This is a genomic window from Kitasatospora sp. NPDC058162, assembly GCF_042884005.1.
Classification (GTDB): domain Bacteria; phylum Actinomycetota; class Actinomycetes; order Streptomycetales; family Streptomycetaceae; genus Kitasatospora.
Window position 1 is genome coordinate 461547 of sequence record NZ_JBHVUS010000003.1, and the last position, 22764, is coordinate 484310.

26 protein-coding genes are annotated in these 22764 nt (G+C 74.1%); 15 read left to right on the forward strand and 11 right to left on the reverse strand.

Going from position 1 to position 22764, the window contains the following annotated elements:
- The first annotated feature begins 11 nt into the window (after positions 1 to 11).
- Positions 12 to 221 (forward strand): hypothetical protein, encoded by a 210-nt coding sequence (locus tag ACFVXG_RS08535; protein ID WP_387925556.1) that lies wholly within the window; start codon positions 12 to 14, stop codon positions 219 to 221.
- Positions 222 to 223: 2 nt separating this feature from the next.
- On the opposite strand, the gene ACFVXG_RS08540 is transcribed toward ACFVXG_RS08535, so the two are convergent.
- Positions 224 to 3520, reverse strand: a complete 3297-nt coding sequence (locus ACFVXG_RS08540) for a sacsin N-terminal ATP-binding-like domain-containing protein (protein WP_387925557.1) — start codon at positions 3518 to 3520, stop codon at positions 224 to 226.
- A gap of 471 nt (positions 3521 to 3991) precedes the next feature.
- A complete protein-coding gene (locus tag ACFVXG_RS08545; RefSeq protein ID WP_387925768.1) occupies positions 3992 to 4873 on the reverse strand; it encodes a DUF3027 domain-containing protein in 882 nt (293 codons plus the stop codon).
- A 641-nt stretch (positions 4874 to 5514) separates the two neighbouring features.
- Here ACFVXG_RS08545 and ACFVXG_RS08550 point away from each other — a divergent pair.
- The 4 genes from ACFVXG_RS08550 (at position 5515) to ACFVXG_RS08565 (ending at position 9284) form a co-directional block, all read left to right on the forward strand.
- Entirely contained in the window at positions 5515 to 6879 is a 1365-nt protein-coding gene (locus ACFVXG_RS08550) for an MFS transporter (protein ID WP_387925770.1), read from the forward strand.
- Between the two features lie 84 nt (positions 6880 to 6963).
- Positions 6964 to 7533, forward strand: a complete 570-nt coding sequence (locus tag ACFVXG_RS08555) for a hypothetical protein (RefSeq protein WP_387925559.1) — start codon at positions 6964 to 6966, stop codon at positions 7531 to 7533.
- 10 nt (positions 7534 to 7543) lie between these two features.
- Positions 7544 to 8440, forward strand: coding sequence for a futalosine hydrolase (locus ACFVXG_RS08560; RefSeq protein ID WP_387925561.1), 897 nt, complete (start codon positions 7544 to 7546; stop codon positions 8438 to 8440).
- A complete protein-coding gene (locus tag ACFVXG_RS08565) occupies positions 8433 to 9284 on the forward strand; it encodes a menaquinone biosynthesis family protein (RefSeq protein WP_387925563.1) in 852 nt (283 codons plus the stop codon). Before ACFVXG_RS08560 ends, ACFVXG_RS08565 begins: the two co-directional genes overlap by 8 nt.
- Positions 9285 to 9359: 75 nt before the next feature.
- Here the strand turns inward: ACFVXG_RS08565 and ACFVXG_RS08570 are convergent, their stop codons facing one another.
- On the reverse strand, positions 9360 to 9743 hold the full coding sequence (locus ACFVXG_RS08570; protein WP_350504961.1) for a cold-shock protein: 384 nt from the start codon (positions 9741 to 9743) through the stop codon (positions 9360 to 9362).
- A 497-nt stretch (positions 9744 to 10240) separates the two neighbouring features.
- On the opposite strand from ACFVXG_RS08570, the gene ACFVXG_RS08575 reads away from it, so the two are divergent.
- Entirely contained in the window at positions 10241 to 10480 is a 240-nt protein-coding gene (locus ACFVXG_RS08575; protein WP_387925565.1) for a hypothetical protein, read from the forward strand.
- On the opposite strand, the gene ACFVXG_RS08580 is transcribed toward ACFVXG_RS08575, so the two are convergent.
- Positions 10477 to 11115: an HAD family hydrolase gene (locus ACFVXG_RS08580; protein ID WP_387925567.1), complete on the reverse strand. Its 639-nt coding sequence runs from the start codon at positions 11113 to 11115 to the stop codon at positions 10477 to 10479. The genes ACFVXG_RS08575 and ACFVXG_RS08580 overlap by 4 nt on opposite strands.
- Before the next feature lie 99 nt (positions 11116 to 11214).
- Between ACFVXG_RS08580 and ACFVXG_RS08585 the strand changes: the two genes are divergently transcribed.
- From ACFVXG_RS08585 to ACFVXG_RS08605, 5 genes are all read left to right on the forward strand, one after another.
- Entirely contained in the window at positions 11215 to 12246 is a 1032-nt protein-coding gene (locus ACFVXG_RS08585; protein ID WP_387925569.1) for a FecCD family ABC transporter permease, read from the forward strand.
- A 73-nt stretch (positions 12247 to 12319) separates the two neighbouring features.
- Positions 12320 to 13369, forward strand: a complete 1050-nt coding sequence (locus tag ACFVXG_RS08590) for a FecCD family ABC transporter permease (protein ID WP_387925570.1) — start codon at positions 12320 to 12322, stop codon at positions 13367 to 13369.
- On the forward strand, positions 13366 to 14232 hold the full coding sequence (locus ACFVXG_RS08595) for an ABC transporter ATP-binding protein (RefSeq protein ID WP_387925572.1): 867 nt from the start codon (positions 13366 to 13368) through the stop codon (positions 14230 to 14232). Before ACFVXG_RS08590 ends, ACFVXG_RS08595 begins: the two co-directional genes overlap by 4 nt.
- Before the next feature lie 71 nt (positions 14233 to 14303).
- The gene (locus ACFVXG_RS08600) at positions 14304 to 15293 is read left to right on the forward strand and encodes an ABC transporter substrate-binding protein (protein ID WP_387925574.1); all 990 of its coding nucleotides are present in this window, start codon (positions 14304 to 14306) and stop codon (positions 15291 to 15293) included.
- Between the two features lie 78 nt (positions 15294 to 15371).
- Entirely contained in the window at positions 15372 to 16061 is a 690-nt protein-coding gene (locus ACFVXG_RS08605; RefSeq protein WP_387925575.1) for a VC0807 family protein, read from the forward strand.
- Between the two features lies 1 nt (position 16062).
- On the opposite strand, the gene ACFVXG_RS08610 is transcribed toward ACFVXG_RS08605, so the two are convergent.
- Together ACFVXG_RS08610 and ACFVXG_RS08615 are read right to left on the reverse strand one after the other, a co-directional pair.
- The gene (locus ACFVXG_RS08610; protein ID WP_387925576.1) at positions 16063 to 16854 is read right to left on the reverse strand and encodes a DUF6597 domain-containing transcriptional factor; all 792 of its coding nucleotides are present in this window, start codon (positions 16852 to 16854) and stop codon (positions 16063 to 16065) included.
- Between the two features lie 61 nt (positions 16855 to 16915).
- Complete coding sequence (locus ACFVXG_RS08615) at positions 16916 to 17323, reverse strand: hypothetical protein (protein ID WP_387925577.1); 408 nt, start codon at positions 17321 to 17323, stop codon at positions 16916 to 16918.
- Positions 17324 to 17507: 184 nt separating this feature from the next.
- Here ACFVXG_RS08615 and ACFVXG_RS08620 point away from each other — a divergent pair, with 184 nt between their 5' ends.
- Complete coding sequence (locus ACFVXG_RS08620) at positions 17508 to 18095, forward strand: TIGR03086 family metal-binding protein (RefSeq protein ID WP_387925579.1); 588 nt, start codon at positions 17508 to 17510, stop codon at positions 18093 to 18095.
- Positions 18096 to 18099: 4 nt separating this feature from the next.
- Here the strand turns inward: ACFVXG_RS08620 and ACFVXG_RS08625 are convergent, their stop codons facing one another.
- The 3 genes from ACFVXG_RS08625 to ACFVXG_RS08635 form a co-directional block, all read right to left on the reverse strand.
- On the reverse strand, positions 18100 to 18516 hold the full coding sequence (locus tag ACFVXG_RS08625; RefSeq protein ID WP_387925581.1) for a nuclear transport factor 2 family protein: 417 nt from the start codon (positions 18514 to 18516) through the stop codon (positions 18100 to 18102).
- A gap of 62 nt (positions 18517 to 18578) precedes the next feature.
- The gene (locus ACFVXG_RS08630) at positions 18579 to 18977 is read right to left on the reverse strand and encodes a VOC family protein (protein WP_387925582.1); all 399 of its coding nucleotides are present in this window, start codon (positions 18975 to 18977) and stop codon (positions 18579 to 18581) included.
- A 120-nt stretch (positions 18978 to 19097) separates the two neighbouring features.
- Positions 19098 to 19970, reverse strand: a complete 873-nt coding sequence (locus tag ACFVXG_RS08635; protein WP_387925584.1) for a LysR family transcriptional regulator — start codon at positions 19968 to 19970, stop codon at positions 19098 to 19100.
- 70 nt (positions 19971 to 20040) lie between these two features.
- Here ACFVXG_RS08635 and ACFVXG_RS08640 point away from each other — a divergent pair, with 70 nt between their 5' ends.
- Positions 20041 to 20409, forward strand: coding sequence for a nuclear transport factor 2 family protein (locus ACFVXG_RS08640; RefSeq protein ID WP_387925586.1), 369 nt, complete (start codon positions 20041 to 20043; stop codon positions 20407 to 20409).
- A gap of 172 nt (positions 20410 to 20581) precedes the next feature.
- Here the strand turns inward: ACFVXG_RS08640 and ACFVXG_RS08645 are convergent, their stop codons facing one another.
- Together ACFVXG_RS08645 and ACFVXG_RS08650 are read right to left on the reverse strand one after the other, a co-directional pair.
- Complete coding sequence (locus ACFVXG_RS08645) at positions 20582 to 20848, reverse strand: hypothetical protein (protein WP_387925587.1); 267 nt, start codon at positions 20846 to 20848, stop codon at positions 20582 to 20584.
- Positions 20848 to 21216, reverse strand: a complete 369-nt coding sequence (locus ACFVXG_RS08650; protein WP_387925588.1) for an ATP-binding protein — start codon at positions 21214 to 21216, stop codon at positions 20848 to 20850. The genes ACFVXG_RS08645 and ACFVXG_RS08650 overlap by 1 nt, the downstream gene beginning before the upstream one ends.
- Before the next feature lie 271 nt (positions 21217 to 21487).
- Between ACFVXG_RS08650 and ACFVXG_RS08655 the strand changes: the two genes are divergently transcribed.
- Entirely contained in the window at positions 21488 to 22348 is an 861-nt protein-coding gene (locus ACFVXG_RS08655) for a helix-turn-helix domain-containing protein (RefSeq protein ID WP_387925590.1), read from the forward strand.
- Positions 22341 to 22532, forward strand: a complete 192-nt coding sequence (locus ACFVXG_RS08660; RefSeq protein ID WP_387925592.1) for a DUF397 domain-containing protein — start codon at positions 22341 to 22343, stop codon at positions 22530 to 22532. The genes ACFVXG_RS08655 and ACFVXG_RS08660 overlap by 8 nt, the downstream gene beginning before the upstream one ends.
- The last annotated feature ends 232 nt before the right edge of the window (positions 22533 to 22764 follow it).

Genomic DNA, 22764 nt, shown 5'->3' on the forward strand with positions numbered 1-22764 from the left:
GGGGGTGCCGAATGGCGCGCAAGGGTGGGGAGTTGGAGGCGTTCACCGCCTTCCTGGGCGGACTGCTGGCGGCCGGGCTGACGGCGCTGGCGATGGCGGGCGTCGGCCTGGCGGTCAGGCCGACGCCGGCGCTGAAGTCGGCGGCGATGGTGACGCTCGGCGCGGTCTGGCTGACCGTCACCACCACCGTCTACCTGCGGCTCAAGCCGCGTGACGACTGAGCTCAGCCCTCGAAGTCCCGGGCCGCGGACAGCTCGTACGCCCGGTCCGGCTCGCTGAGCGCGGCCAGCACCTCGAACCGCCGGTGCCACTGCCCGACCGACCAGGCGAGCCCGGCCGCCAGGCCCTCGGGGGTGGCGGCGTGCAGCAGCCCGGGCACCGGCGGCACCTCGAACTCGTCGTCCTCGTCGCCGGCTTCGGCCAGCTCCGGGTCGTACGGCGGCTCCGGGGCGTCCGCCTCGCGGTCCCAGCGCCAGTCGACGGCGGCCTCGCCGCCGTCCGGGCCGACCACCAGCAGCTCCTCGTGCTCCTCGTAGGCGACCGGGCAGCCGGGCAGCAGCTCCCGCACCACGGCCGGGACGCGGTGCAGCACGCCCTCCGAGAGCACCCGCCCGCCGGCCACCTCGCTGGCCAGCGACACGTGCAGCCGCTCGGCGAGGTCCGCGGCGAGCGCCGGGGCGACCGGCAACAGCGGGTACGGGTGCAGGAGTTGGACCAGGTCGGGGGCATCGGCGACGACCGCCTCGGTGGCGTCCACGACCACCGTGTGGTCCGGGCGGCGCCCGGTGGCCGGGTCCAGCGGCGGCAACGCCCGTACCACGTCCAGCGGTTCGATCCGGTCCCGGTCGACCCGGGCCAACGCGCTGTGGATGCCGTGCAGTTGGCGGTGCCCGACCTCGGCGGCCGGGTCGGTGAGCCGGTCCAGCACCTCGTCCGGGCCGTGCAGCTCGGTGAGCAGCGCGGCCAGGGTGGTGCGCACCCCGAGCGCGTGCAGGAACTGGTCGTCCAGGGTGGTGCGGGCCTCGTCGTACAGGCCGCGCAGCAGCGGGTCGGCCCCGGCGGCGCGCAGCCCGGCGGGCTCGCGGCCGCCCAGCACCGGGTGGTCGCGCAGCCACCAGGCGGTGTACGGCGGCAGGTCGGTGTAGGTGCCGTCGGGCAGCAGGGTGCGCACCGGGTTGACCACGGCGTCCCGGTACGGCGGGCGGGCGAGCGCGGCGAGCGCCTCGGGCCAGGCGTCGTCGTCCACCAGGTCGAGGTCGCGGACGGCCAGCAGCTCGGCGGCCACCGGCGGCACCCCGATCACCTCGTCGGCGTTCAGCGCCTCCAGCGCGTCCTCGGCCCACTCGGCGAGCCCGTCGGGGGCCTCGTCCAGCAGCCCGGTGGGGTGGCCGCCGGCCGCCCGGTCGGCGGGGACGGTCGGGTCGAGCCGCTCCAGGTCGTCCGGGTCGAGCACCACGTCCTCGGCGCGCACCAGCACGAAGTCGGCCAGCACGCCGACCGCCGTGAGCACCTCGGGGCCCCAGCGCTCCAGCAGCTCGTCGTCCACCCAGCCGGCGTCCTCCTCGCGGGCGAGGGCGGCGAACGGGCTGCCGGGCAGCACCAGTTCGCCCGCGCGGGCGGGCTCGCCCTCGTCGTCCAGCAGCGCCAGCCGGGCCAGCCAGGGGTGCTCGCCGACGGCCGGGGCGGCGGCCTTCACCAGGGCCAGGACGGCGTCGGCCAGCTCCAGCGCGGCGTCCAGGTCGTCGTCGGTCAGCTCGTAGGAGCGGGCGACGGCGGCCCGCACCTCGGGGGTGTCCAGCACCCCGGCCGGGGTGGCGGTGCCGGCGCCCAGCTTGGCCAGCAGCGGGTGGGCGGCCTCGGGGTGGGCGAGCCGCAGGTCGAGCGCGGCGAGCGCCCCGGCCAGCGACTCGGGGTAGCCGGGGAAGGCCGCCCAGTCGGCGTCCTCGGAGGGCAGCAGGACCCGCCGGGGACCGGTGACGGTCCGTCCGTCGGCGAGCGGGACGGGCAGCGCGCCGAGCGCCTCCGGGTCGGCCGCGCCGAGCGCCGCGTACAGGTTGCGCCACCAGGCCGGGTCCCGGTCCAGGCCGCCGAGCTGGTCGACCACGTCGGCCAGCGGCACCCGGCGCACGTTCAGCACCCGCAGCTCGGTGCGGCGCTCCAGCCCGGCCGGCAGCAGCCCGGGGAAGATCGGCGCGAGCGCCTCCACCACCGAGCCGTCCGCGCCCTCCAGCAGCGTGGCGTCCTGCGGCCGCAGCGCGGGCGTGCCCTCCTCGACCCCGCCGGGGTGCGGCAGGAACGGCGTGCCGGGCAGCCGGGACAGCACCGCCGCGCGCAGCGCGTTGTCCAGCGCGCCCTGCCCGAGCGGCCCGGGGACGAGCCCGAGCGAGCCGAGGTCGGCGCCGCGGGCGCGCAGCAGGTCGGTGTAGCCGTCGGCGGCGCGCTCGGTGAGGAAGTCGGCGAGCGCCCCGGGGGCGATGTGCCGGCGGGTGGAGTCCAGCGGGTAGGAGGCGATCAGCAGCGCGGGCAGGCCGATCGGCTCGTCGCTCGGGGTGGGCGCGTGCAGCACCGGCGCGATCGCGGGCCGCTGCGGGGTGCCGTCCTCCTCGACCGGGACGGCCCAGGTCACCGTCCAGTACGGGCGGGCGCGTTCCTCGGTGGGCCGGTCGGCGAGCAGCTCGGCGTCCAGCCGGCCGGAGGCGCCGGCGGTCTGCCAGACGGTGCGGCGCAGCCGGCCGCCCCCGTCGTCGGTGACGGTGACCTCGGTGACGCCGTCCGGGCGGGGCTCGGCGGCCTCGCGGGTGAGCGTGCGGGTGCCCTCCGGGGTCTCCACCACGACCTCGGACAGGCCCGGCAGGGTGAGCAGCAGGGCGTCGTCGACGGCGGCCAGCAGACGGCGGGTCAGGTCCTCGGCGGCGGCGTCGCGCAGCGGCAGCACCACCACGGTGTCGTAGCCGGACGGCGCCGGGCCCTCGGCCGCGAACGGCAGCCGCAGCAGCGGCACGTGGCCGTCCCGGCGGCGCAGCTCGTCGGCCAGCGCGGGCTGCGCCTCGGCGAGCGAGCGGGCCTCGCCCAGCGACCAGCGCACCCCGCCGGCGGCGCCGAGCACGGCGGGCTCGTCGGTCACGGCCAGGACGGCGGCGAAGCCGACGCCGAACCGGCCGACGGCGGGCTCCTCACCGCGCTTGGAGGAGGCGCGCAGGGTGGACAGCGATTCGACGGCCGCCGCGTCCAGCGGGGCGCCGGTGTTGGCGGCGGCGAGCACGCCGTCGGCCAGGGTCAGCCGCAGCCGCCCGGGGCCGTGCCCGGCCCGGACCGCCGCGTCGGCCGCGTTCTGCGCCAACTCGACCACCAGGCGGTCGCGGTAGCCGCCGAGCGCCAGTTCCTCCTCGGCGTTGGCGTCCTCCCGGAACCGGGCCGGCGAGGCGGCCCAGGCGTCCAGCACCCGTCGGCGCAGCGCGGCGCTCCCGAACGGGTCCGCGAGGTGCTCGTCCGTGCCGCTGCCGATGATCCGAGGTTCCACTGGACCTGCCGCCTTCCGCCGCCCTGTACGTCGTAGGGCATTCTTCCCTGCCCCACCGACTGCTCCCGACCACGGCCCGCTCCGGGGGCGGCGCGCAGTCGGGCCCGGCGCGGGAATCCGCAGGCGGGGACGGCTCGGCGGCGGCGGGTCCGACCGTACGGTCCGGCACTCCCGTCCCAGGGGCACCGGCGGCGGCGAAGGGGGCGGCGGGGAGGGGGCCGGGGAGCGAGGGGGTAGGGGGGCCGTCGGGGCGGCACCCCACTGCCGGGTCCGACGGCCCACCCTGCTGCCGCCCGTGGGCTGGGGGGAATCCCCACGGACAGCAGGCGGGCGGGGCCCCGCGGCCTCGCAGGCGCCCCTACCCGGAAGAACGCCGCGGCCCGCCCCACCGGTTCAGTGGGACGGGCCGCGGATCAAGAAGCGGGCTCGGTCAGCGCCGGCTCAGGAGCAACCAGCTCAGGAGTGGCCGGCTCAGGAGTGGCCGAGCTCCTCCGCCGGGGCGTCCGGCTCGACCGAGCCGGAGGCACGGTCGGGGTGCAGCTGCAGCGGCTCGACCACCAGCTCGTCCAGGATCAGCTCGGACGGCGCCGGCGGGGCCGGGATGACGGCCGCCTCGGAGTGCCCGCCGCAGCCGTACGCGAAGGAGACGATCTGGCCGTCGGCCGGACCGAACTCGTTGCCGCACACGCCGAAGGCCTGGCCGAGCGAGCCGCCGATCGGGATCAGGAAGCCGCAGCTGCCGCACGCGGCCGGGGCGGCCTGCGCCATCGGGGTCTGCGGGCCGTGGGCCTTCTCCCAGCGGTCGGCCGCCAGGTGCAGGCCCAGCCGGGAGAGCACCCGGCTGCGGCCCAGGCCGAGCTCCTCGGCGACGGCGTTGATCTGGGCACGGGCCGGGGCGGGCTGGACGTGCGGGTCGGAGACGACCACGTCCTCCTGGGCCGCCAGGGCGACCGCGGAGTTCGGGGCGGGCTCGTCCTCGCCGCTCCAGCCGGGCTCCAGCCGCGCGTCGTCGGCGCCGGTGGGCAGCAGGTCGCCGGGGCCCATGTCGCCCGGGCGCAGTCGCTCGCTCCACGGCACCCACTCCGGCGCCAGCACCGCGTCGGGGCCGGGCAGCAGCACGACCTCGTCCAGGGTGACGTTCTTCGCGCGCGGAGCGCGGGCCACGGTGACCGCCCAGTGCCAGCCGCGGTAGGCCGCGTCCAGGCACTCGAAGCTGTGGGTGACGACGCGGTCGGCGTCCGCCTGCACACCGAGGTGCGCTCCGACGGCCTCGGGCCCGACGGCCTCCTCGGCAGCCTGGCGGGCGAGTTCGACGGCCTCGGCACAGAGCCGGTCGGGGGTACGGCTTCGCATCGCAGCACTCACGGCGTCGATTCTCTCCCAGTTCTTCTGTCGCCCACGGCGTGTTGCCTTCTCCGTCGCGGCTCGGTAGTCCCGCGTCCATTCTGCGCGACCCGGGGCCGCCGCGGGTACCGACCGCGCCGCTCGTCCGGCCTGGCGACGCCCCGGCGCCCCGGCGAACGGACCCTGGGGCAGGCTACCCGCCGGTCGGCACCCCGGCACAGTCCGGGGCGGAGCCGGGTCTTCCGGAGGCCGCGCCGAGCAGGTCCGAATCCCGCGTCACCACGGTGAATCTGGGGCAGGATGGGCTTGTGGCGGACGACAACCCGTCGCAGCACGCACTGCGCCCCTCGCAGGCCGGCACCCCCGACGAGGCGGACGCCGTGCCGCGACAGCAGCCTCCCGTCCCCGCTGCGGGCGAACCGCAGCCGGTGGGCGGCGGCTGGCCGCCCGCAGCCGCCCCGGTCAGCCTGGAGAAACCCGCCCGCACCGCCGGGGAAACCCGGGACGCCGGACCGGATACCGAGCCGGAACCCGGAGCGGAAAGCCCTGAGGACAGCCCCGAGGACGCCCACACCCGGCACCTCCACGCGCTCGACGAGGACCTCGACGAGGAGTCCGCGGAGGAGGCCCCCGAGCCCCGCCGCCACTTCCTGGTCCGCACCGCCTCCGCCGCCGGCCTGGGCACCGGCAAGCTGGTGCACGGCACCGGCCGCCGGATCCGCCGGGCCACCTCGGCCGAGGGCGCGGGCGAATCGGGCCTGGCGAAGCTGATCGAGCTGCACGCGCTGAACTCCTTCGGCGACATGCTGATCACCATCGCGCTGGCCTCCACCATCTTCTTCTCCGTCCCCACCGGCCAGGCCCGCGGCCGGGTCGCGCTCTACCTGCTGATCACGATGGCCCCGTTCGCCCTGCTCGCCCCGGTGATCGGCCCGCTGCTGGACCGGCTGCCGCACGGCCGCCGGGCCGCCATGGCGATGTCGATGCTCGCCCGGGCCGTCCTGGCCTGGACGATGGCCGGGGTGATCGCCGGCGGCGGCATCGCGCTCTACCCGGAGGCGCTGGGCGTCCTGGTGGCGTCCAAGGCGTACGGGGTGGTGCGCAGCGTCGTGGTGCCCCGGCTGCTGCCGCACCGGCTGTCGCTGGTGAAGGCGAACTCCCGGGTCACCCTGGCCGGGCTGCTGGCCACCGGGGTGGCGGCCGCGGTGGGCGGGCTGCTGCACCTGATCGGGCCGGGCTGGCCGCTGCGCGGCGCCTTCCTGGTGTTCGTGGTCGGCACCCTGATGGCCTTCCACCTGCCGCACACGGTCGACTCCGCGAAGGGCGAGCAGCGGGCCGTGCTGCACGCCGAGGTGTCCACCGAGGTGCCCGGCGGGGGCTCGCACCTGATCCACCACAAGCCGCCGAAGGTCAAGGCCTCGCTGCGCACCGTCGGCCCGTCGGTGGTGCTGGCGCTGCGGGCGATGGCGGGGATGAAGTGGCTGGTCGGCTTCCTGGTGTTCTTCCTGGCCTTCCTGCTGCGCACCGACCCGATCGGCGGCCTGCGGCCGACCCTGGCGCTGGGCCTGGTGGCGCTGGCGGCCGGGACGGGCAACGCGCTGGGCTCGGTGCTCGGCTCCTGGCTGCGCACCCGCGGCCCGGAGGCGACCGTCACCGCGATGCTGCTGCTGGCGACCTGCGTGACGGCCGCGGCCGCGCTCTGGTACGGCGTGGTGACGGTGGTTCTGGTCGCCGGGGTGTCCGGGATGGCGGCCTCGCTGGGCAAGCTGGCGCTGGACGCGCTGATCCAGCGGGACGTCCCGGAGGCGGTGCGGACCTCGGCGTTCGCCCGGTCGGAGACGCTGATGCAGCTGTCCTGGGTGGGCGGCGGCGGGATCGGCATCGTGCTGCCGCTGAACGGGGTGCTGGGCCTGTCGATCGCCGCCTCGGTGGTCGGCCTGGTGCTGCTCTGGACGGCCCGCTCACTGCTCCGGCTGGGCCTGCGGCGGCACCCGACCGCGCCCAGGGTGGCCTGAACCGGGCGCTCGACACGCCCTGCGCAACACGCGGTGGCGGACCCCCGCGTAGCGTGATCGCCCGGGCCCGGTAGATTCTGACCCATGAGCCTCAATTCCCGTGTCATCGCCGCCCTCGGCGCCGTCGTCGTGGTCGGCGCCGCCACGGTGGGCACCTCCGTCGCGATCGCCGCCGGACAGACCGAGCACATCAGCCACCAGGCCACCCTGACGGTCGGCAGGACCTCGATCGCAGCGGACCCGTTCTGCTGGAACAACGGCAGCCCGCTGACCGACGACCAGCAGGACCAGTGCAAGACCAATGCCACCAAGGCCCTGAAGGAGGGCAAGCTGCCCTCCTCCGACGTGGTGCCGAGCGACCGGATCGGCGTCGGCGTCAGCCCGAACGTGGCCAAGACCGGCTGGTGGGCCTCCTCCAACGGCGGCTCGACCACCCAGGGCGGGCAGACCAGCCTGTTCTCGTACGCCCAGGGCCCGACCTTCTCCGGCCTCAAGGCGGCCAGCACGGTGCTGAACTCCAGCGGCCACACCCTGATCACGGTCGTCGAGATCGACAAGAAGGCCGAGGCCCCGGTCGCGGTCTGGTACTTCCAGCTGAACGGCAAGAACGCCCAGAACGCCCAGGACTCCCAGGACGCCGGCAGCAACGGCTGACGCTCCCGCGATGACCGCGCACGTCGCCGACGCGCACCCCGGACAGCCGGGCCCCGAACGGGCCCGGCTGCTCGTGGTCGTCGCGGTGCCGGCCGAGGCCGAGGCGGTGCTGCGCGGGCTGCCCGGCGGGGCCGGTGAGGTACCGCTGCCCGGCGGCACCCTGCACCGCTGCGCGGGCGCACCCGTGGACGTACTGGCCGCCGGAGTCGGACCGGCCGCCGCCGCGGCCGGCGCCTCCGCCGCGCTGGCCGCGGGCAGCTACTCGCGCGCTCGCCTCCGGGGCGCTCCTGGCCCGGCACCGACGGTCGGCGGGCACAGCGCCACCTCCTTCGTCGGCGGCTCGGCCCTTCTCCCTTTCGGTACCGGCGCGCCCCTTCGGCTCGGCGCGAATGCGTACGGCCTGGTCGCCTCGGCCGGGATCGCCGGCGGCTTCGCCCCGCACGCGCCGGTCGGCGCCACCGTGCTGGCCGCGGCGATCGTGGCCGCCGACCTCGGCGCCGAGACCCCCGAGGGCTTCGCCGACGTCACCGAGCTGGGCTTCGGCACCGCCCGGCACACCCCTCCCCCGGCCGTCGTCGCCCTGGCCGAGCGGGCCCTGGCGGCCCGGACCGTCCACGCCGTGACCGGCCCGGTGCTGACCGTCTCCACCGTCACCGGCAGCGCCGAGCGGGCCGCCGCGCTGGCGGCGCGCCACCCGGGCGCCGCGGCCGAGGCGATGGAGGGCTTCGGCGTGGCCGAGGCCGCCGCGCGCTTCGGCGTGCCGGCCTTCGAGCTGCGCACCGTGTCCAACCCGGTGGGCCCGCGCGACCGGGCCGCCTGGCGGATCGGCGAGGCGCTGGCCGCCCTGGAGCGAGCCTTCGCCGCCCTGCCCGTCCGAGAACTGATCGAGGAGGCCGGCCGTGGCTGAACGGCTGAGCATCGCGTACTCGCCCTGCCCCAACGACACCTTCGTGTTCCACGCCTGGGCGCACGGCGAGGTCCCCGGGGCGGACGCCCCCGAGGTGACCTTCGCCGACATCGACATCACCAACGGCCTGGCCGAGCGCGGCGAGCTGGACGTGCTGAAGATCAGCTACGGCGCGCTGCCCTGGGTCCTGGAGGAGTACGCCCTGCTGCCCTGCGGCGGGGCGCTGGGGCGCGGCTGCGGCCCGCTGGTGCTCACCCTGCCGGGTGTCGCCTCGCCCGCGGACCTGGCCGGGAAGACCGTCGCGGTGCCGTCCGAGCGCTCCACCGCGTACCTGCTGTTCCGGCTCTGGGCGGCGCGGGCGGTGCCGGGCGGCTTCGGCGAGATCGTCGTCCTGCCGTTCCACGAGATCATGCCCGCCGTCCGGGACGGCCGGGTGGACGCCGGCCTGGTGATCCACGAGGCCCGCTTCACGTACCAGCAGTACGGCCTGCACAGCCTGGCCGACATGGGCGAGGCCTGGGAGGCGGAGACCGGCCTGCCGATCCCGCTGGGCGCGATCGTGGCCCGGCGCTCGCTGGGCGCCGAGCGGCTGCGCGAGCTCGCCGCGACGATCCGCGCCTCCGTCCGGCAGGCCTGGGCGGATCCGGCGGCCAGCCGGGAGTACGTGCTGGCGCACGCCCAGGAGATGGATCCGGCCGTGGCCGACCAGCACATCGGGCTGTACGTCAACGAGTTCACCGCCGACCTCGGCGAGGAGGGCTACCAAGCCGTCCGCGCGCTGCTCACCCGGGCCGCCGCGGAGGGGCTGGTGCCCCCGCTCGACCCGGGTGCGCTCGCGTTCTGACGCTCACGTGCTCTGACGCTCACGTGCTCCGACGCTCACGTGCTCCGACGCTCGCGTGCTGAGCCCGGTGCGGGCCTACACGTCGAACTGATCCGCCACCGCGCGCAGCAGGCCGGCCAGCTTCTGGCCGGTCGGCTTGGCCGGGTAGCGCCCGCGCTGGAGGCCGGGCAGCACCGCGTCCAGCGTGGTGATCAGGTCCTGGACGATCGGCGCCATGTCGTCGGCGCTCCGGCGCTGGGCGGCGGCCACCGACGGCAGCGCGTCCAGCAGCTGCACGGCCATCGCCTGGTCCCCGCGGTGGCCGGCGACCACGCCGAACTCGACCCGCTGGCCTGGCTTCAGCACGGTGACACCGGCGGGCAGCGCCTTGGTGTGGACGAAGACGTCGTCACCGTCGTCGCGCGACAGGAAGCCGAAGCCCTTCGTCTCGTTGAACCACTTGACCTGGCCGGTGGGCATCTCGAACAGTCCTCGAATGGGTGTGAGGGATCCCGGCCCTGGCCGGGGATCACTGGGTGGGGTGGGAAGAACGCGGCCGACCTCGGCTCGACGCCCGTGGGCGCTCACGGCCGGCGCGTTGTCAGGAGCAGACTAACGGTCCGTCACTGCCTCATCAGCGGTCCGCGATGGATCCGCGTTCCGAGGGCCGGTCGGGCCGGCGGGAGCGCGGCGATCTCGCGGTCACGGACGACCCGGTACTGGCGCGGCCGGGGCGCGGTTCGGCGCAGTCCATCGGCTCTCACCCCCGGGTCTGAGGACACGGGACGCACCTGTAGCGCCCCTCGGCACCCCGTGCATACCCTCGCCCAGCAGGGATCAAAACGCATCGCGGCCGGGAAACTGCGCAACGTGACCGACCCGCTCCGGTGGGCCGCCGCGCGGGCGGCTCTGCCAGACTGGGGCGCGGACCGGGCCCCGGACGGGCGGCCCGGCACAGCGCGGAGGAGTGAGCGGACGTGAGCAGCCAGAGCGCCGACCCCGGCGACGGGTACGTCAAGGCCGGGACGGTCGTCTTCGGCATCGGCGCGCTCGCCACCCTGATCACCTTCGTGCCGCTGTTCCTGCACCTGACGCCGCTGCCGACGGCCATGTACTGGCTGAGCATGCTGATGCCGGCCGGCTTCCTGTCCGCGCTGACCGGGCTGTTCCTGAACGCCCGGGCCCAGCGCGCCCGGGTGGAGCCCCGGCAGTCCTAGTTCGCGCCGAGGTGCCGGTCGAGCCACTCCGGGAAGCCGGTGAGGTCGGCCAGCACCACGTCGGCCCCGGCCTCGCGCAGCTCGTCCGCGCCGTACGGGCCGGTGGCCACGGCGACCGCGAGGGCGTCCGCGTGCCGGGCGCCCACGATGTCGCCGAGGTGGTCGCCGACGTAGATGCTCGCGCCGTGCGCGCGCAGCGCCTCGCCCTTGGTCTCCGCCCAGAGGTCGCCGATCACGATGTCGGCCGTCAGCCCGGCGTGCTCCAGGTGGAGGTGCGCGTTCGGCTCGTACTTGCCGGTGATCACGGCGACCCGGCCGCCGTGGGCCCGGACCGCCTCGACGGCGGCGTGCGCGCCGGGCAGCGGCACGGTCGGGGCGAAGGCGTGGTCGCGGTAGAGCTCGCGGTAGCGGGTCACGGCCCGCTCCGTCTCGTCCTCCGGGAACCAGTTGCGGATCTCGTCCAGCAGCGGCGGGCCGAGCCGGGTGACCACCAGGTCGGCGTCGATCGGCGTGCCGGTCTCGGCGGAGAGCGCCCGGTAGGTGGCGTGGATGCCGGGCCTGGTGTCCAGCAGCGTCATGTCGAGGTCGAAGCCGACGGTGAGCGGGGCGGGTGCGGTCGCTGGGGTCGCTGGCATGGGGCCAGGCTACCCAACGGGTCCAGGCCCGGACGAGGCGATTTGCCCCGGCTCCGAGGCGGAACTTAGGTTTACCTGAGTTTTCTGCGGAGAGGGCTCATGACCGACACCACCGCACCACCGGGCAAGCGGCGGACACCCCGTCACCGAATACTGTGGCTCGCCGCCGCGCTGGCCGTGCTGGCCGTCGCGGTGCTGCTGAGCCTGGCGGTCGGCAGCCGTACCGTGCCGCTGTCGGGGACCGTCGACGCGCTGCTGCACGGCGGCGACTCCGCCGACGCCGTGGTGATCCGCGAGCTGCGGGTGCCCCGGACGGTGGTCGGGCTGGCGGTGGGCGCCGCGCTCGGGCTGGCCGGGGCCGTGATGCAGGGGCTGACCCGCAATCCGATCGCCGACCCGGGGATCCTCGGGGTCTCGCAGGGTGCGGCGGCGGGCGTCGTGGTCGCCATCTCCGGCTTCGGGGTCTCCACCCTCACCGGGTACGTCTGGTTCGGCTTCGCGGGCGCCGTGGTCGCCACCGTGCTGGTGTACGGCCTGGCCGGGCGCGGCCGGGGCGGGGCCACGCCGATCAAGCTGGCGCTGGCCGGCTCGGCGATGTCCGCCTTCATCGCCTCGCTGAACACCCTGGTGCTGACCACCGACGCGGCCACCATGGACCAGTTCCGGTTCTGGCACGTCGGCTCGCTCTCCGGCCGGACGGCGGACGTGGCCTGGCAGCTGCTGCCGTTCCTGGCCGTCGGCACCCTGCTGGTGGTGGCGGTGGCGCGCGGCCTGGACGCGCTGGCGCTCGGCGAGGACACCGCGAAGGGGCTGGGCGCGAGGACCGGCGCCGTCCGGGCGGTCGGCGCGCTCGGCGCCACCGTGCTGACCGGCTCGGCGGTCGCGGCGGCCGGCCCGATCGCCTTCATCGGCCTCGCCGTACCGCACGCCGCCCGCGCGGTGGCCGGCGCCGACCACCGCTGGATCCTGGCCTTCTCGGCCGTCCTCGGCCCGGCCCTGCTGCTGCTCGCGGACACCCTGGGGCGGGTGCTGTTCCCGCCGTCGGAAGTCCCGGCGGGTGTGATGACCGCGTTGGTGGGGGTGCCGGTGCTGGTGGCGCTGGTGCGGCGGCGGAAGGTGGTGGCGACGTGAGCGAGCGGAGCGAGAGAACCATTGAGAGGCGCGCGTTGGGGCATGCCCCTGCCGAGCGCAGCGAGGTGGGCGCATGACCACGGTCTCGCTGCGCGGGTACTCGGTGGTGCGGGCCGGGCGGGCCTCGTTCCTGCTGCACCGGCGTTCGGCGCTGGCCGCCGCCGGGCTGGCGGTCGCGCTGGCGGCGACGGTGGTGGCCTCGCTCTGCCTGGGCGAGTCGACGGTCTCGCCGGCCGAGGTCGTCAAGGTGGTGCTGGGGCAGCCGAGTCCGGACGAGCTGGTGGTCGGGGAGTTCCGGCTGCCGCGGGTGGTGGTGGGGCTGCTGGTCGGGGCGGCGCTCGGGCTGGCCGGGGCGCTGGTCCAGACGGTGGCCCGCAACCCGCTGGCCAGCCCGGACGTGGTGGGCGTGACCTGGGGCGCGACCGTCACCGTGGTCGGGCTGATGGCGTACGGGGTGGTCGGCTCCACCGGGCAGGCGCCGTACGCGGCGGTCGGCGGCGGGTTGGCGGCCGGGCTGCTGGTGTACGCGCTGGCCTGGCGACGGGGGCTGCACGCCCAGCGGTTCGTGCTGATCGGGATCGGGATCAGCGTGGCGCTGTCCTCGCTGACCTCCGTCTTCCTGACCAAGGGCGACGGCTTCCAGGCGCAGGCCGCGAAGGTGTGGATGACGGGCAGCCTGAACGGCACCGGCTTCGACCAGGCCGACCGGCTGGCCTGGGTGCTGCTGGCGGCCCTGCCGGTGGCACTGTGGGCGGCCCGGGCGCAGCGGTCGATCTCCTTCGACGACGCGACGGCCGTGGGCCTCGGCCTGCGGCTGGACCGGATCCGGCTGGGCATGGCGCTGCTGGGCATCGTGCTGGCCTCCTGTGCGGCGGGCGCCGCCGGGCCGGTGGACTTCGTGGCGTTGATGGCCCCGCAGATCGCGCTGCGGCTGGCCCGGTCGGCGCAGGTGCCGTTGCTGTGCTCGGCGCTGACCGGGGCGGTGGTGGTGGTCCTGGCGGACCTGGTCGCCCGGCGCCTGCTCGCCCCGACCGAGCTGCCGGTGGGCGTGGTGACCGGCATGGTCGGCGCGCCGTACCTGATGTGGCTGTTGATCCGATCCCGCCGTGGAGGTTCCCGATGACCGCGAGCACGCAGCGTACGACGGCGGGCCCGCACCGCTTGGAGGCCCGCGGCCTCACCCTGGCCTACGAGGCGCGCACGGTCGTCGAGGGCCTGGACGTCGGCATCCCGGACGGGCGGGTGACGGTGATCGTCGGCCCGAACGCCTGCGGCAAGTCGACGCTGCTGCGGGCACTGGGCCGGCTGCTGAAGCCGGTGCGCGGCGCGGTGCTGCTCGACGGGCTGGAGCTGGCGCGGATGCCGACCAAGCGGGTCGCCCAGCGGCTCGGCCTGCTGCCGCAGTCGCCGACCGCGCCCGAGGGCATCTCGGTGGCGGACCTGGTCTCGCGCGGCCGCCAGCCGCACCAGAGCTGGTGGCAGCAGTGGTCGGCGGAGGACGAGGCGGCGGTCGCCGAGGCGCTGGAGCGCACCTCGACGGCGGAGCTGGCCGAGCGCAGCATGGACGAGCTGTCGGGCGGGCAGCGCCAGCGGGCCTGGATCGCGATGGCGCTCGCCCAGGGCACCGACGTCCTGCTGCTGGACGAGCCGACCACCTACCTGGACATCGCGCACCAGGTGGAGGTGCTGGACCTGGTGCGCCGGCTGAACGTCGAACGCGGGCGGACGGTCGTCGCCGTGCTGCACGACCTCAACCAGGCCGCCCGGTACGCGGACCACCTGGTGGCGATGCGGGACGGCCGGGTGGTCGCCGAGGGCCCGCCGGGCGAGGTGGTGACGGCGGAGCTGGTGCGGGAGGTGTTCGGGCTGGACTCGGTGGTGGTTCCCGATCCGGTGACGGGCACTCCGCTGGTCGTCCCGGGGGCTCCCTGGGCGGCGACGGTCGAAACGGCCGGGACCGAAACGACCGGGGCCGTGGACGTTTAACGGCCTTTTAGGCCCTAACTCGGACATAATCGACGGGCCCACCGCAGCCTCCCCCGCCCGAGGACCAGCCGATGCCCCGGATCTCCCGCCGTACGTTCCTCGCCGGGCTCGGCGGACTCGGCGGGGCCGCCGCGCTCGCGGCGTGCAGCGGCTCGGGGGGCCCGCAGCCGCCCGCCGCGGACTTCGAGGCGAGCGGCTCGCCCTCCCCCACCCCGCTGCCGCCGGTGACGGTGAACGCCGCGAACGGGCCGGTGCAGGTGCCGGGCGAGCCGCTGCGGGTGGTCGTCCTGGACACCGACGTGCTCGACTCCGCGCTGACCCTGGGCATCGACCCGGTCGGCGCCGCGCTCCCGGCCGCCGACACCCGCTTCCCCGACTACTGGCCGGTCTCCCGCACGGCGGGCGTCCGGCTGGTCGGCCCGGCCGGCGCGCCCGACCTCGCGGCCGTCCGGGCTCTGCAGCCGGACCTGATCCTCTCCAACCAGGCCCGCGACGGCGACCGGTACGAGCAGCTGCGGGCGATCGCCCCGACCGTGCTCACCCAGACCACCGGGGCGCCGTGGAAGGCGAACTTCCAGCTGCACGCCCAGGCGTTGAGCCGGGTGGCGGCCGCGGCGGCCTTCGTCGCCTCGTACCAGAAGCACGCCGGACAGGTGGGCGAGGCGCTGGCGGCGGCGAAGCTGACGGGGCGCAAGGTGAGCCTGGTGCGGTTCACCGAGGGCGGCGGGATCCGGCTGTTCGGGCGGCCGAGCTTCCCCGGGACGGTGCTCGCCGACGCCGGGGTGGGGCGGCCGGACGCGCAGAACGTCGACCAGTCGGACTTCGAGATCCCGCTGGACCAGATCGGCAAGGCCGACGGCGACCTGCTGCTCTACGCGACCTACGGCGACCCGGAGAAGTCGGGCGCCGAGGCGGCGATGGCGAGCCAGGGCTGGCAGGGCCTCGGGGCGGTCAAGGCGCACCGGGCGTTCCCGGTGGACGACCAGCTGTGGTTCCAGGGGATCGGGTACACCGGCGCCAACGCCATGCTGGACGAACTCCAGCGCCTCCTGGGGGCGTAGGCGAACGGCTGTGGGCAGGAGACCCGCCGGTCCGCCACAATGGGCCGCCACTTTCGCACTCACTCCGGGGGATACACCATGTCAACTGCCGTAGCTCCGACCGCTCCAGCCCGCAAGGGCAAGGCCGCCGCGCTCGGCTGGCTGATCAGCATCGCCTTCAACGTGGTCGCGCCGATCATGATCTACAACCAGCTGCACGACCACGGCTACAGCGAGTCCACCGCCATCCTGCTCTCCGGCCTCGGACCGGTGCTCGACACCGTGATCTACCTCGCCTGGCACCGCCGGATCGACGAATTCGCCGTCGTCTCACTGGTCTTCGTCGCGCTGACCCTGATCGTCTCGCTGGTCGGCCCGACCGACCCGAAGATGCTGCTGGCCAAGGACTCCTTCGTCTCGGGCCTGCTCGGCGTGCTCTACCTCGGCTCTCTGGCCGCGCCGAAGCCGATCATGTTCTACTTCGGCCGCAAGTTCGCCACCGACGGCACCCCCGAGATGGTCTCCTGGTGGAACTCGATGTGGGAGTACCCCGGCTTCCGGCTGGTGCAGCGCAACCTGACCATCGTGTGGGGCATCGCGTTCATCCTGGAGGCCGCGCTGCGGATCGTGTTCGTCTACACGCTCTCGCACGGCACGGTGGTCACGATCAACAGCATCCTCCCGTACGCGGTGCTCGGCGGCCTGGTGTTCTGGACGATGACCTACGCCAAGCGGGCCAGCGCCCGCGGCCGGGCCGCCGCCGAGGCGGCTGCGGCTGCCGCCGCCTGATCTAGCGTGAACTCGCGTAGCGGGCCGGGGAGATGCCGACCGCTGCGGTGAAGTCCCTGGTGAGGTGGGCCTGGTCGGCGTAGCCGAGTTCGACGGCGAGCGCGGCCAGGTCCAACTCCCCGTCCGTCGCCGCGCGTTCGGCGGCCTCGTGGAGCCGGGCGCGGCGCAGCACCCACTTCGGGGAGGCGCCGACGTACTCGGCGAACAGCCGCTGGAGGCGGCGGACGGTCAGGCCCAGTTCGCGGGCCAGGTCGTCCACCCGGCACAGGTCCGGGGAGCCGGTGATCCGGGCCACCATCGCGGCGACCTCCTCGGCGACCGGGTCGGGCGCGGGCAGGCGGGGCAGCAGGAAGGCGTCGGCCCGCTCGGCGCTCGGCCCGTCCAGCACCTGGGCGTTGGCCTCGTCCACCGCGGGCCCGAAGTAGTCGGCGGCGGGGACGGACCGGTCGGCCAGTCCGCCCACCGGGTGCCCCGCGAAGGGCCGGAAGGCGCCGGGCCGGAACTTCACGCCCAGCACGTGGCCGGTGTTTTCGAGACGGCGGACGAAGAGCGAGCGGTCCACCCCGTAGACGCGGGCCTGCGGGGCCTCGAAGACCAGGTGGACGTTCGGGTGGGCGAGCACCTTCTGCTCGTACGGCGGGTGGCCGGCCAGGTCCCAGCGGACCGTCCAGTAGTACTCGACGAAGCGCGCCACGGCGGGCGCGGGCGCCAGCCGTTCGACGCTGATCAGCTCGGCGGCCCGGGCCGGGTGGAGCACGCCGCGGCCGAGGTCGGGAGGGTCCGGAGCGTCCATGACGGCCAGGCTAGGGCCTGGCCGTCGGTGGCGCCGCCCACGGGACTGCCTGGGAAGGGTCTCAGCAGAGGATCGCCACGGAGAACGGGCGGTCGTTGTCCACCCCCGGCGGCGTCGCCGCGCGGACGAACAGGGTGCCGGAGTTCACCAGGCCCAGCAGGATGGACGAGTTCCCGGGGCCCGGGTCGTTGCCGCCCTGGGTGTTGAGGGTGCCGGTCAGGGCACAGTTGGTGGCGTCGAAGTTGGTGAAGAGGTTGTACCGCCCGCCACCGAAGTGGTTGACGCTAGTGATGCTGCCGTCACCGGCCAGCTGCCTCCCGTTGGCGTCGAACTTGCCCCAGTGCGTGGTGGCCGCCGAGAGCCGGGGCTCCGGCTTGGGTTCGGCCGAGGCCGAGGAGGCGGCGAAGGCGCCACCGGCCACGAGCGGGAGAAGAGCGGCGCTCACGATCAGCTTCTTGGACCTGGTCATGTCTCTCCGATCGGGTTCGACGGCCGGGGCCGACTTGCCGTCCGCTCCCGGTTCGTGCCCGTCCTTCCTAGCCGAACGGCCGACCCGCCGGGGGACTTGTCGGGGACAGTTCACCCGTGTGTGTGACGGCGCGCTGTCGCATTTCTTCAAGACCGGGCGGCGCCCCCCGGCGCACGATCGGGACATGAACGCTCACCCCCTGCACCCCCTCCTGGCCCGCGCCGCCACTGCCGCTGCCGCCGTCGCCGCCGGCGTCCCGGCCGAGGTGTCGCCGGACGCGCCGACCCCCTGCGGGGAGTTCGACACCCGGGCGCTGATCAACCACTGGGTGCTGTACACCTCGCACGGCCTGGAGCACCGGGCCCGGCGCCTCGAACTGCCCGCGGAGCTGGTCGAGCGGGACTTCGCGGCGGACGCGGACTGGCGGGCGGAGTACGCGGCCCAGCTGGAGCGGGCGGTCGCGGCCTGGGGCGAGCCGGCGGCCTGGGAGGGGGACGTCGACCTCGGCGGGTCGCCGTTCCCGGCGGTGGGGATCGCGCGGATGCTGATCCTGGAACTGCTGTTGCACGGCTGGGACGTGGCGCGTGCGGTCGGCGGGAGCATCGAGGTGGACGAGGAACTCGCGCTGCTGGTGGGCGAGATCGTGGCGGAGAACGCCGAACTGTTCCGGCAGTACGGCGGGTTCGCGGAGCCAGTGGCGCTGCCGGAGGGCGCCTCGGCGTGGGAGCGTGCCTTGGCGGCCTCCGGGCGTGACCCGCGCTGGAAGGCCTGACCGCTCAGTCCATCAGGTCGGGCGAGAAGTAGTCCCGCAGGCGGGCGATCCTGCCGTCGCGGACGCGGACGATCTGCACGAGGGACACCGCCCGGTCCTCCTCGCCGTCGTCCCCGTCGAAGACCGTGTCGATCTCGGCGATGAACACGTCGGGGTCGGCGGTGGTGTGCAGCACGTAGGCGGACCTCTCGACGTTCGGCGCGCGGCCGTCGCCCGTCGCCTGGCGCTCGTAGTACGCCGCCATCGCGGCCCGGATCTCCGCACGGCCCTCCAGCCGCCGGGGGAAGGCGGCGCCGGCGGGCATCAGCGGCGCCTCGAAGACACCGTCCTCGGTGAAGCACTCGGCGAGGGCGTCGGCGTTTCGGGTCATGGCCCCGGCGTGGACGTAGCTCTGGAAGATCTCCTGCGGCGTGCGGGACACGGCGGCCTCCTCGGGCTGGGGTTCGAGGGCCACTCCATCACATCGCCGCTTCCGGACAGCCCCTAATCCGTGAGGGGAGTCAGGAAGATCCAGACGTGGCCGAACGGGTCCCGCAGCATGGACTGCCGGGCGCCGTACGGCATGTCGGCCGGGGGTACGAGGAGTTCGGCGCCGGCGGCCACGGCCTCGGCGGTCAGGCCGTCCACGTCCGGCACGTAGACGTGCAGGGCCACGGACGGGCCGGCCCCGACGGGCGGCGCAAAGGGGGCGCCGGCGTCACCGAGCATGAGCGTCGCGCCGTGGACGCTGATCTCGGCGTGCGCGATCCGCCCGTCACCGTCGGCGAGCCGCATGAGCTCCGTCGCCCCGAACGCGGCGCCGTAGAACGCGATCGCCTCGGCGGCTCCGTCGACCATGATGTGCAGAATGACCGCGTGCTTGTGGTGCTCCGGGATCTCCATGCCCGCCACGGTAGGGACGGAGCCGGTCGGCGGGCATCGTACGGAGGCCCGGGACGGGACCCGGCCAGGGGCGTAGGTCCCGCGACGGTCCGCGCCTACGCCGATCGACCGGCGCGCGCCCTAACCGCCCATTGCCGTACGGAGCTTGTCGCGGAGGAGGCGGACGGCCGGGGAGTGCTGGTCGGGGCGGGCGACCAGGCCGAGGCGGGCGTTCGTACCGGCGTCGGTCAGCGGGACGGCCCGCAGGCCGGCGCCCTCGACGGAGGAGGGGCTGAGCACGGCCACCCCGGCGCCGCGCTCGGCCAGGCGGAGCACGGCCGTCGGGGAACTGGCCTCGATGTCCACGCGCGGCTCCAGGCCCAGTTGGGCGCAGGAGCGGTCGTAGGCGGCGCGCAGGCCGGTGCCCGGGGAGAGGCAGAGGATCTTCTCCCCGCGCAGGTCGGCGAGTTGCAGCCCGGCCCGGTCGAGCGGGTGCCCGGCCGGGACGACGGCGGCGATCGGGTCGTCCACCACCACGCCGACCTCCAGCCCGGGGGCCACCTCGCCCGCGTAGCCGATCAGGGCCAGGTCGAGGGCGCCCGCCAGGACCTGGGACTGGAGTAGGTCGGAGTGCCCTTCGTGCAGGCTCAGTTCGATGCCGGGGTGAGTGCGGCCGAGGTCGGCGATGGTGTCCAGGAAGGGCGGGATCGAGCAGCCCATGATCATGCCGAGCCGGACCCGGCCGCGTACGGCGTCGGCGAACTCGGCTGCCGTGTGCTGGATGGCGTCGAGGGTGGCGAGGGCGTTCTTGGCGAGCGGGAGGATGGCCTCGCCGGCCGGGGTGAGGTGGACGCGGCGGCCGGCGCGGTCCAGTAGTTGCTGGCCCAATTCCTTTTCCAGCTTGGCCACTTGGGTGCTGACGCCGGACTGGCTGACGTGCAGGCGGGCGGCGGCAGCCGTGAAGGAGCCCTCGTCGACGACGGCGGCGAAGTAGCGCAGCTGGTGCATCTCCATAACTGATGATGATAGCGGGTATCTGATCTATCTGTTGGACGGATGGATGAGGCGGCGGAAGGATGGAGCCATGACGACGACGAAGAGTGCACGCGAGCTGGCCGAGACCTACTTCACTGCCTGGGAGGCGGGCGACTTCGACACCCTCCGGGGCCTGCTGGCCGAGGACGTCGACTTCGTCGGGCCGCTCGGCACCGCCTCGGGGATCGACCAGGCACTGGGCGGGCTGCGGGGGCTCGGGCAGGTGCTGGAGAAGATCGACGTGAAGGTGCGGGTGGCGGAGGGTGATGAGGTCATCACCTGGTTCGAGCTGCGAACGGCCATTGCGCCGCCGGCGCCGACGGCGAACTGGATGCACGTGGAGAACGGGAGGATCGCGCGGATCCGGGTGACCTTCGACCCGCGCGAACTGCTGGCGGGATTCGAAAAGAAGGCCTGAGCAGGGCGGGCAGAACAGCAGGGGGCCGTGATCGCCGGGGGGCGGTGGCGGCCCTCTTCGGCTGTTCGCGCTCAGGCGTCCTCGTCGGGCGGGGTCGCACGGAGGGCGGTGACGACCCCCAGGGCGACCGTGGCGATCGCCAGGGCGAGGAGCGTCGCGAAGGCGACGGCGATCAGGAATCGCACGGGCGCTCGCGGTCTCGGTCGCGGTCGGCGTCGAGGAGGAGGGTGAGGAGGTTCAACAAGGTCGAGGCCGGGGCCGTGTTGAAGCGGACCAGGACCCGGCCGTCGAGGGTCTTGTCGGTGGAGGCCGAGGGGAAGATCAGGCCGAACTTCCGGCCGCGCTCATGGAGTTCGGCGAGCAGGGTAAGGATGTGGTCCTCGGTGTAGGCCCGGATCCGGGGGTCGGTGGGCAGCATGGGGCGGCGGCGGGTCGACATCAGGCGGCGTCCCGGTCGCACTCGAACCAGACGGCCTTGCCGCGCTTCTGCGGCTCGACGCCCCAGCGGCTGGTGAGGCCCTCCACCAACTGGAGGCCCCGGCCGGATTCGGCGAGGAGGGAGGGGGTGCAGGGATGGGGGATCACCGGGCTCTCGTCGAAGACGGAGACCCGGAGGGTGATGGGGGAGATCGCGAGGATCTGGAGCACGGGGGCGGGGGTGTTGCCGTGCCGCCAGGCGTTCACGAGCAGCTCGCCGAGGGCGAGTTCGGCGTCGAAGATGGGCGAGGGCGCCCAGCCGAGTCGGAGCATGGCGTCCTGGAGGGACTGCCGGCCGAGGGCGAGCGAGGGCGTGTTGAGGTGACGCATGGGAGTTCTCCCGGGCGTGGTTGAGATGGGGGAATCCGGCGGACACACGTCGCCGTGAGCCAGGCCAGGCAGATGGGCATGGCTGCTCTGCGGCGCTTGCTGGCAAGCGTTACTGACGATCCGTCGGATCGAGGTGAGAACGACGATAGCCCACCCTGCCTGCGTTTTGAGGTCTGCGCCTCAAAATTCCCTCTATCGTGGAGACCGGCCCAGATGGACCTTCGCGCTCCCAGCGCGGCACACTGGGCCCAGCACCGGTAGAGAGGACACCATGCCCCTTCGCTCGAATCCGACTCTCCGCCAACGCCGAATCGGCACTGAGCTGCGGAGAATGCGGGAGCAGGCCGGTCTCGGTGGCAGCCAACTCGCTCGCACTCTCGGCATCAGCCCCGGGCAGATGACGCAGATGGAGAAGGCGAAGATCGGTGTCAGCCCCGAGCGCCTGCGGACCGTCGCCTCGGCCTGCAAGTGCGCCAACCAGCTACTGATCAACGCCCTTGTCGACATGGCTTCGGAGCGAGAGAAGGGCTGGTGGGAGAAGTATCGCGGCACGCTCACCATCGACTTCCTTGAGGTCGCCGAGCTTGAAAGCCGAGCCGCCCGACTGACCATCTGTACGACGACCTTCGTGCCTGGTCTGCTACAGACCGACGACTACGCCTCGGCTGTGTTCGCTCGGATCTTTCCTCCGCTGCCGTCACAAGAGATCGACACCAGGACAGCCTTTCGACTCAAGCGGCAAGAAGTCGTGAGCTCCAGTGCGATTCCCGTCCAAGTCTTCGTCCATGAGGCAGCACTGAGGATGCAGTTCGGCGGTCCCAAAGTCCTCGCAGACCAGCTCGAATCGCTCATCAACGTATCGGAGCAACCAGGCATCTCAGTCCGCGTTGTGCCATTCGCCGTCGACACCTTCCCAGGCTTCGGCGAGAACCTCACCTTCGCCGAAGGGCCCGTTCCCGAGCTGGACACCATCCAGATGGACGTGGCTCAAGGTGCACTCTTCTTCGATTCCCCAGCGGACCTGGCCAAGCACCGGGCGATCTTCTCCGCCCTGGACTCCACGGCACTCTCCGAAGAAGGATCACGTGATTTCGTTCGATCCGTCATGAAGGATGTAATGCCGTATGGGTAAGTCAGAGTGGCAGAAGTCCAGCTACAGCGCCGCGAACAACGAGTGCGTGGAGGTGCGTGCGACCAACACGGCCGTCGAACTCCGCGAGTCCGACGAGGGCCACCTCATCCTCCGCACCACCCCCGCCGCTCTCTCCTCCCTCCTCCACGGCGTCAAGGCCGGCGAGTTCGACCACCACGCCTAACCGTCCCAATCCCTCGGCCCAGGAAGTCGACCCCGTCGACTTCCTGGGCCGTTCGAAAGCGCTTCGACGGTGCTTCGAAAGAGGTTCGACAGTCCGCAGGTGAAAGACCTGTGTCCCCCTGCGCGGAGCCTTGCTGCGGCCAGGTCCCACCATTACTACTGTCGTCAGCCGCAAGCGCTTCGACGCTTCGCACTTGCGTGAGCCCGGACCCGCGAGATCCCCCACCGAACCG

Bases quoted from the DNA above. Each gene is read 5' to 3' on its own strand.
- ACFVXG_RS08610 (WP_387925576.1), bottom strand. From the start codon at position 16,854: ATGGACGCTCCGGACCCTCCCGACCTCGGCCGCGGCGTGCTCCACCCG.
- ACFVXG_RS08545 (WP_387925768.1), bottom strand. From the start codon at position 4,873: ATGCGAAGCCGTACCCCCGACCGGCTCTGTGCCGAGGCCGTCGAACTC.
- ACFVXG_RS08650 (WP_387925588.1), bottom strand. From the start codon at position 21,216: ATGCGTCACCTCAACACGCCCTCGCTCGCCCTCGGCCGGCAGTCCCTC.
- ACFVXG_RS08615 (WP_387925577.1), bottom strand. From the start codon at position 17,323: ATGACCAGGTCCAAGAAGCTGATCGTGAGCGCCGCTCTTCTCCCGCTC.
- ACFVXG_RS08585 (WP_387925569.1), top strand. From the start codon at position 11,215: ATGACCGACACCACCGCACCACCGGGCAAGCGGCGGACACCCCGTCAC.
- ACFVXG_RS08535 (WP_387925556.1), top strand. From the start codon at position 12: ATGGCGCGCAAGGGTGGGGAGTTGGAGGCGTTCACCGCCTTCCTGGGC.
- ACFVXG_RS08605 (WP_387925575.1), top strand. From the start codon at position 15,372: ATGTCAACTGCCGTAGCTCCGACCGCTCCAGCCCGCAAGGGCAAGGCC.
- ACFVXG_RS08660 (WP_387925592.1), top strand. From the start codon at position 22,341: ATGGGTAAGTCAGAGTGGCAGAAGTCCAGCTACAGCGCCGCGAACAAC.
- ACFVXG_RS08630 (WP_387925582.1), bottom strand. From the start codon at position 18,977: ATGGAGATCCCGGAGCACCACAAGCACGCGGTCATTCTGCACATCATG.
- ACFVXG_RS08580 (WP_387925567.1), bottom strand. From the start codon at position 11,115: ATGCCAGCGACCCCAGCGACCGCACCCGCCCCGCTCACCGTCGGCTTC.
- ACFVXG_RS08560 (WP_387925561.1), top strand. From the start codon at position 7,544: ATGACCGCGCACGTCGCCGACGCGCACCCCGGACAGCCGGGCCCCGAA.
- ACFVXG_RS08620 (WP_387925579.1), top strand. From the start codon at position 17,508: ATGAACGCTCACCCCCTGCACCCCCTCCTGGCCCGCGCCGCCACTGCC.
- ACFVXG_RS08590 (WP_387925570.1), top strand. From the start codon at position 12,320: ATGACCACGGTCTCGCTGCGCGGGTACTCGGTGGTGCGGGCCGGGCGG.
- ACFVXG_RS08640 (WP_387925586.1), top strand. From the start codon at position 20,041: ATGACGACGACGAAGAGTGCACGCGAGCTGGCCGAGACCTACTTCACT.
- ACFVXG_RS08655 (WP_387925590.1), top strand. From the start codon at position 21,488: ATGCCCCTTCGCTCGAATCCGACTCTCCGCCAACGCCGAATCGGCACT.
- ACFVXG_RS08570 (WP_350504961.1), bottom strand. From the start codon at position 9,743: ATGCCCACCGGCCAGGTCAAGTGGTTCAACGAGACGAAGGGCTTCGGC.
- ACFVXG_RS08595 (WP_387925572.1), top strand. From the start codon at position 13,366: ATGACCGCGAGCACGCAGCGTACGACGGCGGGCCCGCACCGCTTGGAG.
- ACFVXG_RS08635 (WP_387925584.1), bottom strand. From the start codon at position 19,970: ATGGAGATGCACCAGCTGCGCTACTTCGCCGCCGTCGTCGACGAGGGC.
- ACFVXG_RS08600 (WP_387925574.1), top strand. From the start codon at position 14,304: ATGCCCCGGATCTCCCGCCGTACGTTCCTCGCCGGGCTCGGCGGACTC.
- ACFVXG_RS08645 (WP_387925587.1), bottom strand. From the start codon at position 20,848: ATGTCGACCCGCCGCCGCCCCATGCTGCCCACCGACCCCCGGATCCGG.
- ACFVXG_RS08555 (WP_387925559.1), top strand. From the start codon at position 6,964: ATGAGCCTCAATTCCCGTGTCATCGCCGCCCTCGGCGCCGTCGTCGTG.